This is a genomic window from Streptomyces chartreusis (genome assembly GCF_008704715.1).
Classification (GTDB): domain Bacteria; phylum Actinomycetota; class Actinomycetes; order Streptomycetales; family Streptomycetaceae; genus Streptomyces; species Streptomyces chartreusis.
This window is the reverse complement of record NZ_CP023689.1, coordinates 2585616-2599490: the sequence shown is the minus strand read 5'-3', so window position 1 is coordinate 2599490 and position 13875 is coordinate 2585616. Positions and strand designations below refer to the sequence as shown.

11 protein-coding genes are annotated in these 13875 nt (G+C 71.4%); 6 read left to right on the top strand and 5 right to left on the bottom strand.

Features of this window, described 5'->3' with window-relative positions; genetic code table 11:
- The first annotated feature begins 23 nt into the window (after window positions 1–23).
- From hppD to CP983_RS10845, 5 genes are all read left to right on the top strand, one after another.
- Entirely contained in the window at window positions 24–1088 is a 1065-nt protein-coding gene (gene hppD / locus CP983_RS10865; protein ID WP_150499457.1) for a 4-hydroxyphenylpyruvate dioxygenase, read from the top strand.
- A gap of 52 nt (window positions 1089–1140) precedes the next feature.
- Window positions 1141–2058 (top strand): phytanoyl-CoA dioxygenase family protein, encoded by a 918-nt coding sequence (locus tag CP983_RS10860; RefSeq protein ID WP_107907568.1) that lies wholly within the window; start codon window positions 1141–1143, stop codon window positions 2056–2058.
- The gene (locus CP983_RS10855) at window positions 2058–2972 is read left to right on the top strand and encodes a prephenate dehydrogenase (RefSeq protein WP_150499456.1); all 915 of its coding nucleotides are present in this window, start codon (window positions 2058–2060) and stop codon (window positions 2970–2972) included. Before CP983_RS10860 ends, CP983_RS10855 begins: the two co-directional genes overlap by 1 nt.
- 4 nt (window positions 2973–2976) lie before the next feature.
- The gene (locus tag CP983_RS10850; protein ID WP_229914690.1) at window positions 2977–4311 is read left to right on the top strand and encodes an aminotransferase-like domain-containing protein; all 1335 of its coding nucleotides are present in this window, start codon (window positions 2977–2979) and stop codon (window positions 4309–4311) included.
- Window positions 4312–4374: 63 nt separating this feature from the next.
- Entirely contained in the window at window positions 4375–5463 is a 1089-nt protein-coding gene (locus CP983_RS10845; protein WP_208852834.1) for an alpha-hydroxy acid oxidase, read from the top strand.
- A 43-nt stretch (window positions 5464–5506) separates the two neighbouring features.
- Here CP983_RS10845 and CP983_RS10840 read toward each other — a convergent pair whose 3' ends face one another.
- Window positions 5507–6490 (bottom strand): amidohydrolase family protein, encoded by a 984-nt coding sequence (locus CP983_RS10840; protein ID WP_150499455.1) that lies wholly within the window; start codon window positions 6488–6490, stop codon window positions 5507–5509.
- A 231-nt stretch (window positions 6491–6721) separates the two neighbouring features.
- Here CP983_RS10840 and CP983_RS10835 point away from each other — a divergent pair, with 231 nt between their 5' ends.
- Window positions 6722–7009 carry a hypothetical protein gene (locus CP983_RS10835; protein WP_107907570.1) on the top strand — a complete coding sequence of 96 codons (288 nt, stop codon included), beginning with the start codon at window positions 6722–6724 and terminating at the stop codon, window positions 7007–7009.
- A 67-nt stretch (window positions 7010–7076) separates the two neighbouring features.
- On the opposite strand, the gene narI is transcribed toward CP983_RS10835, so the two are convergent.
- From narI to CP983_RS10815, 4 genes are read right to left on the bottom strand one after another with little or no spacing between them, the layout of a single operon-like run.
- Window positions 7077–7754: a respiratory nitrate reductase subunit gamma gene (narI, locus tag CP983_RS10830; protein ID WP_150499454.1), complete on the bottom strand. Its 678-nt coding sequence runs from the start codon at window positions 7752–7754 to the stop codon at window positions 7077–7079.
- Entirely contained in the window at window positions 7751–8374 is a 624-nt protein-coding gene (gene narJ, locus CP983_RS10825) for a nitrate reductase molybdenum cofactor assembly chaperone (RefSeq protein ID WP_107907572.1), read from the bottom strand. The genes narI and narJ overlap by 4 nt, the downstream gene beginning before the upstream one ends.
- On the bottom strand, window positions 8371–9999 hold the full coding sequence (narH, locus tag CP983_RS10820) for a nitrate reductase subunit beta (protein ID WP_163017041.1): 1629 nt from the start codon (window positions 9997–9999) through the stop codon (window positions 8371–8373). The genes narJ and narH overlap by 4 nt, the downstream gene beginning before the upstream one ends.
- A complete protein-coding gene (locus CP983_RS10815; protein ID WP_229914689.1) occupies window positions 9999–13679 on the bottom strand; it encodes a nitrate reductase subunit alpha in 3681 nt (1226 codons plus the stop codon). Before CP983_RS10815 ends, narH begins: the two co-directional genes overlap by 1 nt.
- Window positions 13680–13875: the final 196 nt, after the last annotated feature.

Sequence of the window (13875 nt, the reverse complement as noted above, 5' to 3'; positions counted from 1 at the left end):
TCATTCAAAAAGAAAGGCACGGCATGGACATCGGAGCCGTAGACCACGTCGAGTTCTACGTCGGGGACGCCCAGCAGTCCGCTTTCTACCTGTGCACCGCGTTCGGTTTCCGAATATGCGGGCAGGCCGGCCCCGAGACCGGGCAGCCGCACCACCGCTCGCTGCTGCTGCGCCAGGGCGGCATCGAGGTCGTCCTCACCTCCGCCCTGAGCCCCGCCCACCCGGCCGCCGAGTACGTGGCCCGGCACGGCGACGGCGTCGCCAACATCGCCTTCGAAGTCACCGACGCCACGAAGGCCTTCGAGCTCGCGGTCGAGCGGGGTGCCACCCCGGTCGAGCAGCCCGCCGTCCACAGCAAGGACGGCACCGAGGTCGTCACCGCGTCGGTCCTGGGCTTCGGGGACGTCGCGCACCGCTTCGTCCAGCGCTCGGGTGACCGCGAGCAGTTCCTGCCCGGCGTCATGGACATCATCGCCCCGGACCCCGACGAGGGCGAGCACCTCCTGAGCACCGTCGACCACGCGGCGATCTGCCTGCCCGCGGGGCAACTGCGGCCCACGGTCGCCTTCTACGAGAAGGTCTTCGGGTTCTCCCAGATCTTCGAGGAGTTCATCGAGGTCGGCACCCAGGCCATGGACTCCAAGGTGGTCCAGAGCCCCTCCGGGAAGGTGACCTTCACGCTGATCGAGCCGGTCGCCGACCGCGAGCCCGGCCAGATCGACACCTTCCTCGCCCGCCACGGCGGCGCCGGTGTGCAGCACCTTGCGCTGCTGTGCGACGACATCGTCGGCACCGTGCAGACCCTGGAGAACCGGGGCGTGAAGTTCCTCCAGACTCCCGGCTCCTACTACGACCAGCTCCAGGAGCGCTTCGCCAGCATGAACCTCCAGGTCGAGGACCTGCGCCGGACCAACGTGCTGATCGACGAGGACCACTGGGGCCAGGTGTTCCAGATCTTCACCCAGTCCCAGCACGTGCGGAAGACCTACTTCTGGGAGGTCATCGACCGGCACGGCGCCCGCACCTTCGGCAGCGGCAACATCAAGGCGCTCTACGAGGCCGTGGCCCGTGAGAAGGCCACCTCCTGACCCGGGTACCTCGCGCAACCGTCCATCGATCCACGTACGCGTAAGGAAGACCATGACTGTGCAGGACTCCCGGAACTTCACCCTCACCGACGAGGAGCGCGCCCTCCTTCCGACCGACGAGGACGTCGACTTCTACGTCGAGCACGGCTGGTACCTGTCGAAGAAGCTGTTCACCGACGAGGAGGTCGAGCAGCTGGAGGCCGCCAGCGAGCGCTTCTACGGCGGCCACCGCGACCGTACCCTGCCGGCCCGCCCGCCCAAGCTGGCGTACTGGGAGCCGGAGCACGGTCCCGTGCAGCGGCACAACGACTACATCCACTACGAGGACGACACCATCGGCCGCATCCTGCGCAAGCCCCTGCTGGGCGCGGTGGCCGCACGGCTCGCCGAGGCCGAGCAGATACGGGTGTTCCAGTCGACCCTCATCTACAAGCCGCCGGTGGCGCAGGAGCAGTCGAACATCGTGCCCTGGCACTTCGACCGGCACTACTGGTCCACGTCCACCTCGGAGCGGATGCTGACCGCGTTCATCCCCTTCCACGACTGCGACGAGGAGATGGGCACCATCACGATGGTCGACGGCAGCCACGTGTGGAAGGAGACCGCCGACAACGACAGCACCTCGCTCCACTTCGCCGAGCGCGACCGCTCCGAACTGGACGTGATGCTGGAGGAGAACGCCGCCTACAACGGCGTCGAGGTCCGCAAGATCCCGGTCCTCATCCCCAAGGGGCATGTGAACTTCCACCACTGCCGCACCTACCACGGCAGCGGTGCCAACGTCAGCGACCGCCCGCGCCGCGCCATCTCCTTCCACCTCCAGGACGGCGAGAACCGCTACCGCGACTTCTTCCGCTCGGACGGCACCAAGGTCGCCTACAACCACGACGTCCTCGTCCGCCGCGGTGCCGACGGCAGGCCCGACTACAGCGACCCCGAGTTCCTGCCGCTGCTGTGGAGCAATCACTGATGCGCAGTGCCGCAGTGGTCGGAACCGGCCTGATCGGTACCTCGATCGCCCTGGCCCTTCGGGGCCGGGGCGTGACCACCTATCTGATCGACACGAACCCCGAGGCGGCGCGCATCGCCGCCGACCTCGGGGCCGGCATCGCGGGAAGACCTCGCGAGCCGGTCGATCTCGCCGTTCTCGCGGTGCCGCCGCAGCACGTCGCGGCGGCACTCAAGGAGCACCAGACGCAGGACCTCGCGCACGACTTCACCGATGCGGCGAGCGTCAAGGAACTGCCGCAGCGACAGGCCGCGAGGGCCGGCTGCGACCTGACCCGTTTCGTCGGCGGGCACCCCATGGGCGGCCGGGAGCAGTCCGGGCCGCTCGCCGCGAAGGACGACCTGTTCCAAGGCCGGCCCTGGGTGCTCACCCCCTCACCGGAGACCCGCGTGCAGGCCGTCGAACGCGCCCGTCGGCTGGCCGAGTTGTGCGGGGCCCGGCCCGTCGTGATGGCCCACGCGGAGCACGACCGCGCGGTCGCCCTCACCTCGCACGCCCCGCACCTGGTGTCGAGCCTGCTCGCGGCACGTCTGCTGCACGGCGAGCAGACCCAGCTGGGGCTCGCCGGACAAGGACTCCAGGACGTGACCCGCCTCGCCGCGGGCAGCGCCGAGCTGTGGACCGACATCCTCGGCTCCAACGCCGTCGCCGTCGCCGACGTCCTCGCCGAGTTCGCGCTCGACCTGCACCAGGTGGTCGACGCCCTGCGCGGGCTGGGCACCGTACGGGAGCCGGAACAGCGGCGCGCCCACACGGAGCTGCTCTCCACGGCCCTGGTCCGCGGCATCCAGGGCCGGGCCCGCATCCCCGCCCGCAGCACGACGCCCGGACCGAACCTGAGTACGGCCTTCGCGGCCGCGCCGAGAGGGGCCTGAACCGGTGACCCGAGCAGCGCCACCACTCCCGCAGGCCCTGTCGCTCGCCGAGCTGCACGGATCGCTCAGCGACCCGGTGCTCGACGCGATGAACTTCCTCAACGAGGTCGTCGGCCGCTTCCCCGACGCCATCTCCTTCGCCCCCGGTCGGCCCACCGAGGGCGACTTCGAACCGGAGGACCTCGCCCGCCACCTCCTCACCTACACCACCTACCTGGAGAAGGAACTCTGCTGGTCCCGCGACCGGGTACGCACCCAGCTGTTCCAGTACGGCCGCACCAACGGCCTCATCCACGAACTGATCGCCAGGACGGTCGCCAACGACGAGGGCATCCACGTCCCGCCGGAGGCGATCGTGGTGACGACCGGCTGCCAGGAGGCCATGCTCCTCACCCTGCGGGCACTCTTCGCCCGCCCCGAGGACACTCTGCTGGTCAGCTCCCCCTGCTACGTCGGCATCACGGGCGCGGCCCGGCTGCTGGGCATCCGGGTGCGCCCCGTACCCGAGGGCCCCGCCGGACCGGACCCGGAGGCCGTGCTCGCGGCGGTGCGCTCGAGCCGGGAGGCCGGTGAATGCCCGCGGGCCTTCTACACGGTCCCTGACTTCGCCAATCCGTCCGGGGGGAGCATGAGCCTCGCGGCCCGTGAACGCCTGCTGGAGGTGGCGACGGACGAGGACCTGCTCGTCCTGGAGGACGACCCCTACGGCTTCTTCGTCCGCACCGGCCCGGCCCGCCCCACACTGAAGGCCCTCGACCGCGGCCGGCGGGTGGTGCATCTCGGCTCCTTCGCCAAGACGGCGCTGCCCGGAGCCCGCGTCGGCTACGTCATCGCCGACCAGGAGGTCGTCGGCCCCGCCGGCGGGCGCTCACTGCTCGCGGACGAGCTGTCGAAGATCAAGAGCATGACCACGGTCAACACCTCCGCCGTCAGCCAGGCGGTCATCGGCGGACTGCTCATCGAGAGCGACTGCCGGCTCCGCGAGGCGAACGCCCGCACCATCGCCCACTACCGCACCAACATGGACACGCTGCTCGACGAACTGGAGCGGCACTTCCCCGCGCGGCGCCGCGCGGAGCTGGGCATCTCCTGGAACCGTCCCGACGGCGGCTTCTTCCTCGTCGTCGACGTCCCCTTCACCGCCGACCACCGGGCCCTGGAACTCTCCGCACGCGCCTTCGGCGTGCTGTGGACCCCGATGTCCGACTTCCACCTCGACGGGGGCGGCACCCGCCGGCTGCGGCTGTCGTGCAGCTCCCAGAGCCCACAGGAGATCACCGAGGGCGTCGCCAGGCTGGCCGCCTTCATCACCGCGCAGCTCACCGCCACCGCCGCCTGACGGCACGCGACCGGGCCGACTGCACACCCCACCATCCACCTTTCGGAGAACGGAGAGAACAAGGTGCTGACGCTGCGCACGTACGAGGCAGCGGCCAAGGGCCGGTTGCCGGGGCCGGTCTGGGACTTCCTCGCGGGCGGCAGCGGCACCGAGTCGATGCTGACGGCGGGGCGGGAGGCGCTGGACCGCATCCGGCTGCGGCCGCGCTGCCTGGTCGACGTCTCCCGCTGCGACCCCGGCACGGAACTGCTGGGTGCGCGGCTGGCGGCCCCGCTGGGCATCGCCCCCATGGCTTATCACCGGCTCGCCGACCCGGAGGGCGAGGTGGCGACGGCGCGGGCCGCGGGCGAGGCCGGCGCGCTGCTCACGGTCAGCATGTTCGCCAGCCGGACCCTGGAGGACATCGCGGCGGCGGCGAGCGGGCCCCTGTGGCTCCAGCTGTACTGGCTCAAGCGCCGCGATCTGCTCGCGGACCTCGTCCACCGGGCCGAGGCCGCCGGATTCCGCGCGCTGGTGCTGACGGTCGACGCGCCCCGGGTCGCGTCCCGCCCCCGGGACGCCGCCAACGGGTTCGCCGTCCCTGCCGGCATCCGCGCGGTCAACCTGTCGCCGGAGGTCATGGCCGCGTCCCACGGCAGCCGGGACGGGGAGTCCGCCATCGCGAGGCACTCGATGGAGCAGTTCGACGCCTCCATCACCTGGGACGACCTCGCCTGGCTGCGTGAACTGACGTCCCTGCCGCTGGTGTTGAAGGGTGTTCTGACCGCCGAGGACGCCGAACTGGCCGTCAAGCACGGCGTGTCCGGGCTCATCGTCTCCAACCACGGCGGCCGCCAGCTCGACTTCGCCACGAGCGCGCCGGAGTGCCTGCCGGAGATCGTGGCCGCCGTCGACGGCCGATGCCAGGTCGTCCTGGACGGCGGGATCCGCCACGGCGCGGACATCGCCAAGGCCCTGTGCATGGGGGCCGACGCGGTACTGACGGGCCGCCCGGCCCTCTGGGGCCTCGCCCATTCCGGCGCCGAGGGTGTCGCCGGGGTCCTGCGCCTGCTCATCGACGAGTTCGAGGAGGTCATGGCCCTGATGGGCGCACCGACGGTCGCCGACTTCGCCCCGTCCGGGGTCGCCCTGCCCACGTGCCGTCACACATAGCCCGGCCTGCCGCGGGCAGTTGAGCGATGCGGCCCGCCCGCGGTCACGTCACGGGTGTCCGGGCCAGCCGCGGAATCAGGAGTTCGGCGTTGCCGCGATCGATGGCGTGGAGCCGGCCCGGCTCCCAGTTCGGGTAGGCGCCCAGCGCGGTGTCGAAGTCGGTGCCCCAGTCCTCGGGGAGCATGGGGAAGTCGCTGCCGTACAGGATGTGATCGGGCGCGGCGAAGGCGAGCAGGGCGTGCAGGGTCGCCGGGCCGGTCGAGATGGCGGTGTCGAAGTAGAAGCGCCGCAGGTCCGTCAGGAAGCCCTCGGGTGTCGTGCCGCCGCCGTCGCCGGTCGCGTCCGTGTGCAGCCGGGCGGCGAGGGCGAAGCGCTGGGCGGCGTACGGCAGGAAGCCACCGGCGTGCGGGAGGATCATCCGCATCCGGGGGTAACGGCGCGGCACGCCCCGCATGGTCATGTGCAGTGCGGCGCGGGTCGTGTCGTAGGGGAAGTCGACCAGCGGAAGCGGCACATCCGCCATCGGAGGGCCCGGCGGCGCGGTCGGATGGACCAGGACCACGGCGGAGCGGGCGTCGAGTTCGGCCCACAGCGGCTCGAACGCCGGGTCGCCGAGATAGCGGCCGTGCGCGTTGGACAGGACGAGGACGCCGTCCGCGTCCAGTTCGTCGAGGGCATGCGCCGCCTCGGCGAGCGCGCCGTCCACGTCCGGGAGCGGGAGGACGGCGAAGTGGCCGAAGCGGTCGGGCCGGTTCTTCACCAGCTCGGCCGTGAACTCGTTGACGCTCCGGGCCACCTCGCGTGCGGTGGCGGGATCGTCGGGGCCGGCGAGCGGTGCGGCGTACGACAGCATTCCGGTGGCGATCTCGCGCCGGTCCATCATGGCGAGCGCGCTCTGTTCGTCCCACGCGGGCGCCGGCCAGCCGACGGCCGCGGCGCGGCCTGCCATGGCCTGTCCGCGGGCGGGTGGGATGACGTGCTGATGGACGTCGATGCGTCCCGGGTCCGTGTGTGCGGGATCTGCCATGCCCGTCCGAGCCTCCTCGATGGCGTACCCCCACAACGGCGCCATAAAAGTATGCTAACCGGGCATTTGCACTCCTTCCATCGGGAGGGAGGCGTGGGCGGGTGTGAACGGGATGAGATCGAGAAACTCGGCGCGTCAAAGGATTATTTGGGGCATTTCTCACTAATGTCCATTTCCGGTAAGGAGTCGATCCTTCACGTATCGCATCCACCTCGCTTCACCGGAGATGACATGCACAAGCTTCGTAAGGCCGCCGTCCTGGTCGCCGCCCTCAGCAGCGTCGGAGTCCTGTCCGTCGGTTCCGCCCACGCCGCGGGCATGGACGGCGACGGCCAGGGCAACGCGTACAAAGTCCAGCAGAGCACCCAGTGCAAGTCCCACGACCTGAACATCGACATCCTCGGTGTGGTCGGCATCCTCAACGGCGTGCTGGGCAACGGCCTCAACGGTGAGGGCAACCCGGCCAGCCAGAGCACCCACCTCGGTTCGGAGATGGGCTGCAGCAACTCCGCCTTCTGAGACGCGTCCTGCGTCGCCACGGAGGCAACGGAGAGGCGGCCGGCGCACAGCGCCGGCCGCCTCTCCGTCAGCCGCGGGAGCGGTAGACGACGTAAGGGCGGGCCAGATAGCCGAGCGGTGCGGTGAAGGCGTGGACCAGACGGCTGAAGGGCCACAGCGCGAACAGGGCCATGCCGAGCAGGGCGTGCAGTTGATAGGCGAACGGCGCCCCCGACATGGCCGGGACGTCCGGGTCGAGGACCAGCAGCGAGCGGAACCACACCGAGACGCCGAGCCGGTAGTCGTAGGAGTCCGGTCGCAGCGTCGTCGCGGTCGCGGTGAGCCCGGCGAGCAGGACACAGGCGAGGAGCGGGTACACCGCGCGGTCGCTGCGGCTCGTCGCGGCCCGGACGGCGGGCACGCGCAGCCGCCGGTACAGCAGGACCGCCAGGCCCGCGAGGGTGGTGAGGCCCGCGGTCCCGCCGACGACCAGGGCGTTGGCGTGGTACAGCCACTCATGCACGTGGACGCGCTCGGTCAACGACTCCGGCACCAGCAGGCCGACGGCGTGCCCGGCCGCCACGAAGAACAGCCCGTAGTGGAACAGCGGCCCGCCGACGCTCAGCAGGCGGTGCTCGTGCAGCTGGCTGGAGCGGGTGGTGAAACCGAAGCGGTCGTAGCGGTAGCGCCAGGCGGTCCCGGCGACCAGGACGGTGAGGACCAGATAGGGGAGTACGCCCCACAGGGCGATGTGCAGATGCTTCACCGGGCGGGCTCCTGCGCGTGCGGCGACGACGGGCGGTGGGGGAACGGCAGCAGACCGACCGTCTCGACGGGCGGGCCCGAGCGGGCCAGGCGAAGGGCGGCGGCCCGGTCGGCGGGCGAGGCACCGGGCAGCGTCCGGCAGACGGCTTCCAGGACGTCGGCGTACGGGCTGCGGTGCTCGCGCAGCGCCAGGCGCAGCAGCTCAAGCGCCGCGCGATGGTCCAGCAGGGCCCGGCGGCCGGGCCCGGGACAGCGGGCGGCGAACTCCAGGGCCAGCGGCAGGAAATCGGGCAGCTCGTCCGTGGGCGGCTGCCAGCCGTGGGCGCGGTACAACTCCCGCCAGGCCAGCAGGGACCGGCCGCGGCGCCGGGTGTCGCCGTCCGTGTAGTACGTCAGGTGCAGTGTGCGCCGGCGGCTGCGGTCGAAGGTGGTCACGTACCGCGCCGACAGCTCCAGGTCCGCGACCCCGGCCGTCGCCGCGCAGAACCGGGACAGCGGCTCGGTGTCCGCCCCCGGTACACCGGCCAGGCTGTCGGTGACCAGACGCAGCCGCCGCGGCCAGTCGGGGCCGGGGTGCAGCAGGAGCAGCGAGGCCGCCTGGTGGATCAGCGCAGTCCTCATGTCCGCTCCTCGCCGCCGGGGAAGAGGCCGTCGGGGCGTCCGCGCCCGTTCCAGTTCAGGAGGTTGACACGGCCGCGCAGCGACGCCCCGGCGTGCTCGGGCTGCGGGCCGGGACCCGGCGGGGCGTGGAAGGTGTCCGGCGCGTACATGCCCGGACCGCCGTGGCCGTCCAGACTGCACCCGGCGTCGGCGTCGTCCCCGGGCAGTTCGGCCGTGTAGCTGGTGGGGATGACATAGCGCTCGTCGTACTTGGCGAGGGCGAGCAGCCGGTACATCGCCTCGATGCCCGCCGCGTCCATCCCGACCGAGCGGGCGATCGCCGGGTCCTGCTCCTCGCCGAGGTTCACGCGCCGCATGTGGGAGCGCATCGCCGCCAGCCTGCACAGCGCCGCCTCCACGGGCGCCACGTCACCCGCGGTGAACAGGCCCGCCAGGTACTCCAGCGGGATGCGCAGGGAGTCGATCGCCGCGAACAGCTTCGCCGGGTCCTCCCCGTCGTGGCCGGTGGCGGTCAGGGACTCCACGACCGGCGACAGCGGCGGGACGTACCAGACCATCGGCATCGTCCGGTACTCCGGATGCAGCGGCAGCGCCACCCGGTGCCGGCTGATCAGCGCGTGCACGGGGGAGCGCCGGGCGGCGGTGATCCAGTCGTGCGGGATGCCGGCGTCCTCGGCGGCCCGCCGCACGACCGGGTCCTCGGGGTCGAGGAAGCAGCCCAACTGCGCCTCGTACAGGTCCCGTTCGTCGGCGGTCGCGGCGGCCTCGCCGACCCTGTCGGCGTCGTAGAGGACGACCCCGAGATAGCGCAGCCGGCCGACGCAGGTCTCGGAGCAGACGGTGGGCTGACCCGCCTCGATGCGCGGGTAGCACATCGTGCACTTCTCCGCCTTGCCGGTGGCGTGGTTGAAGTACACCTTCTTGTACGGGCATCCGGTCACGCACATCCGCCAGCCCCGGCAGCGGTCCTGGTCGACCAGGACGATGCCGTCCTCGATCCGCTTGTACAGCGCCCCGGAGGGGCACACCGCCACGCACGACGGGTTCAGGCAGTGCTCGCAGATCCGCGGCAGATAGAACATGAACGCCTGCTCGTACTCCAGCCGCACCTGCTCGTTCATCCGCCGGAGCACCGGGTCGCCGGCGATGTGCTCGGGTCCCCCGCCCAGGTCGTCGTCCCAGTTCGGGCCCCAGGTCACCCGTGTCGGACGGCCGTCGATCAGGGAGCGGGGCGGGGCCGTGGGGACGTCGTCGCCCAGCGGGGCGCCGATCAGGTTCTCGTAGTCGTACGTCCAGGGCTGGTAGTAGTCGTCGAGCGAGGGCAGTTCGGGGTTGGCGAAGAGGCGGGCCAGGCGCCGGGCGCGGCCGCCGCTGCGCGGCACCAGCCGGCCGTGCTTGAGCCGCCAGCCGCCCTTCCACCTGTCCTGGTCCTCGTAGGAGCGCGGATAGCCCTGGCCGGGGCGGGTCTCGACGTTGTTGAACCACACGTACTCGGTGCCCGACCGGTTGGTCCAGGTCTGTTTGCAGGTGACCGAGCAGGTGTGGCAGCCGATGCACTTGTCGAGGTTCATCACCATCGCCACCTGGGCCATGACGCGTCCGACCTTGGTCTCGCCCTGCGGCATCAGTAGTCGACCTCCTGTGAGCGGCGGCGGATGACGGTGACCGCGTCGCGCTGGTTGCCGGTCGGGCCGTAGTAGTTGGGCGCGAACGACAACTGGGCGTGGCCGCCGATGAGATGGGTCGGTTTGATCAGCAGGCGGGTGAGGGCGTTGTGGACGCCGCCGCGCCGGCCGGTGGCCTCGGACCTGGGGACGTTCACCAGGCGTTCCTGCACGTGGTACATGAACACGGTGCCGGGCGGCATGCGGTGGGAGACGACCGCGCGGGCGACCACGACGCCGTTGCGGTTGACCGCCTCCACCCAGTCGTTGTCCGTGACACCGATCGCGGCGGCGTCGTCCACGCCGATCCAGATCACCGGGCCGCCGCGGGCCAGGGTCTGCATCAGCAGGTTCTCCTGGTACTCGGAGTGGATGGACCACTTCGAGTGCGGGGTGAGATAGCGGACGGTCACCGAGCGGCCGTCCTCCTCGCGCACGTCCGACGTCAGGTCCAACGGCGGCCGGTACACGGGCAGTTGCTCGCCGAACTCCGCGATCCACGGGTGGTCCAGATAGAACTGCTGCCGCCCGGTGAGCGTGTGCCAGGGCTTGAAGTGCTCGGTGTTGATGGTGAACGGCGAGTAGCGGCGGTCCGGGGCCTCCTTGCCCGACCACTCGAAACTCGCGCCGACCTGCACCGGACGGGCCTGGGTGTCGGAGAACTCCACCCGCCGCTCGGCCACCGACGCCGCCAGCTCCGCGAGACCGGTGTCCGCGCCGCACCGCTCGGCCAGCCGCTCGAAACCCTCGGCGGCGAGCCGGCCGTTGGTCGTGCCCGACAGGGCGAGGATCGCCTCGCACAGCTTGACGTCCGTGTCCAGCAGGGGCCGTGCGGCCGCCGTGCCGCACCGCGCGGCCAGCCAGGTCACCTCCCGCGCCGGCCGCACGGTCACGCCCTTCGCCGTCACCCCCAGTTCCTCGACCAGCGGGCCGAGCGCGGCGATCCGGTCGGCGATCGCCGTGTAGTCCCGCTCGACGAGGGTGAACTGCGGGGCGGTCGGCCCGTCGGGCGGCACCTCCCCGGGGGTGTCGTGCTGGAGCGGGGTGGCGACGAGGTCGTGGGCCGTCTCCAGGCGCCCCGCGGCCAGCCGGGCCACCTCGGCGGCGAGCCCGTGGAAGATCTCGAAGTCCGTGCGCGCCTGCCACGGCGGGCTGATCGCCGGGGAAAAGGCGTGGACGTAGGGGTGCATGTCCGTGCTGGACAGGTCGTGCTTCTCGTACCAGGTGGCCGCGGGCAGCACCAGGTCCGCGAACAGGGTCGTGGACGTCATCCGGAAGTCCAGCGCGAGCAGCAGGTCGAGCTTGCCGCGCGGCGCCCCCTCCCGCCACGTCACCTCCCGGGGCCGCAGGCCGGGCGGTGTCTCCTCGGCGGCGGCGTTGTCGGACGCGCCCAGCAGATGCCGCAGGAAGAACTCGTTGCCCTTGGCCGAGGAGCCGATGAGGTTGGCCCGCCACACCGTCAGCACCCGCGGCCAGTTGGCCGGGTCGTCGGGGTCCTCGCAGGCGTAGGAGAGACGGCCCGCCTCCCGCTCGCGGGCCACCCACTGCGCGGGGTCGACGCCGTCCTCGTGCACGCGCCGGCCGAGCCGCAGCGGATTGGCGCCGAAAGTGGGGCTCGACGGCATCCAGCCCTGCCGGACGGAGCGCGCCACCAGGTCGGCCGTGTGCAGACCGCTGAGCGTGCCGGACGCGGTCGGCGCGGTCAGGGCGCCGGCGCCGGAACTCTCGTAGCGCCACTGGTCCGTGTGCAGATACCAGTACGGCGTGCCCGCCATCTGCCGTGACGGGCGCACCCAGTCGGAGGCGGTGGCCAGCTGCTGCCACCCGGCGTACGGGCGGACCTTCTCCTGGCCGACGTAGTGGGCCCAGCCGCCGCCGTTGACGCCCTGACAGCCCGTGAGGAGCAACAGCGACAGGAACGAGCGGTAGATCGTGTCGGAGTGGAACCAGTGGTTGGTGCCCGCGCCCATCACGATCATGCAGCGGCCCCGGGTCTGCTCGGCGGTCCGCGCGAACTCCCGTGCCGCCCGCACCACCGCCCCGGCGGACACCGAGGTGATCGCCTCCTGCCAGGCGGGGGTGCAGGGCGTGGCCGCGTCCTCGTACGGCACCGGCCGGGAGTCGCCGAGCCCGTCGCGTCCCACGCCGTACTGGGCCAGCATCAGATCGAACACCGTCGTCACCAGCCGGTCGCCGAGCCGCACCGCCGGCACCGTGCGCCGCACCGTCGCGCCGGCCTCGTCGAAGCGGGGGAGCACCACCTCGGCACGGGTCGCGCCGGGGCGGCGGTGGAAGGTCAGCAGGGGTTCGGCGTCGCCGAGGTCCAGATTCCAGCGGCCCTCACCGGCCTTGCCCCAGCGGTCGCCCAGCGTGCCGTTCGGCACGACGGGACCGCCGGACACCCTGTCGTAGAACACCGGCATCCAGCGCCGCGCCGCTGCGTCGGCGGTCCGGGCGAGATCGAGGTCCCGGGCGGTCACGAAGGCGCCGGGGGTGTGGGTGGCCGTCTCCGTCTCCCGCCCCGGCCCCTGCCCCCGCTCGTGCTCGTGCTCGTGCTCGTGCTCGTCGAGGGTGACGAGGAACGGCAGATCGGTGAACCGCCTGACGTAGTCGGTGAAGTACGGCACCCGCCGCTCCACGAAACACTCGCGCAGGATGACGTGGCCCATGGCCATCGCGAGCGCGCCGTCGGTGCCCGGATGCGGATGCAGCCACTCGTCGGCGAACTTCGTCGCGTCCGCGTAGTCCGGCGAGACCACGACGACCTTCTGACCGCGATAGCGGGCCTCGGCCATCCAGTGCGCGTCCGGGGTCCGTGTCACCGGCACATTGGAGCCCCACAGCATCAGATAGGCCGCGTCCCACCAGTCACCCGACTCGGGGACGTCGGTCTGGTCGCCGAAGACCTGTGGCGAGGCGATCGGCAGATCGGCGTACCAGTCGTAGAACGACAGCATCGGCGCGCCGATCAGCGCGTGGAAGCGGGCGCCGACCGCGTGCGAGGCCATGGACATCGCCGGGATCGGCGAGAATCCCGCGATCCGGTCGGGCCCGTACTCCAGCAGCGTGTGCACATGCGCGGCGGCGGCGATCTCCAGCGCCTCGTCCCAGCCGATCCGGACCAGGCCGCCCTTGCCGCGCGCCGACTGATAGCGGCGCCTTTTGTCCGGGTCCCCGGTGATCTCCGCCCACGCCGCCACGGGATCCCCTCCCGCACGGCTTTTCTCCGCACGGAACATTTCCACCAGCACACCTCGCGCATGCGGGTAGCGGACCCGGGTCGGTGAGTAGGTGTACCAGGAGAACGACGCGCCGCGCGGGCACCCGCGGGGCTCGTAGTCGGGGCGGTCCGGGCCCGTCGAGGGGTAGTCGGTCGCCTGTGTCTCCCAGGTGATCAGTCCGTCCTTGACGTACACCTGCCACGAGCAGGAGCCCGTGCAGTTCACGCCGTGGGTGGAGCGCACCACCTTGTCGTGCGCCCAGCGCTCCCGGTACGGCGCGTCGTTGACCTGCTGGTCCGTGCGGAAGACCGCCCGTCCCTCCGGTGTGGTCGGCGCCCGCTGGAGCAACCGACCGGCCGCGAGGAGCCGTTCGGCCGCCTCCGCGGCGATCTTTTCCGCACTTGCCCTGCCACGTCCCACGCCCTGTGACTCCCTCGGGGATCGGCGTGCCGGAGCGGTCGCCTCCGGCACGAGCATGTCGGCGAACGAAGGCAAGGATGCGCCTCGTGGACCTGTTGCACGGATCTCTTTCAGGCCACCTTGATGTATCTAGAAACTATTTTTTGATTCCCTTTGCAAATGACGTGGATGGGTTTCGGTCAAGGGGCGCAGGGGC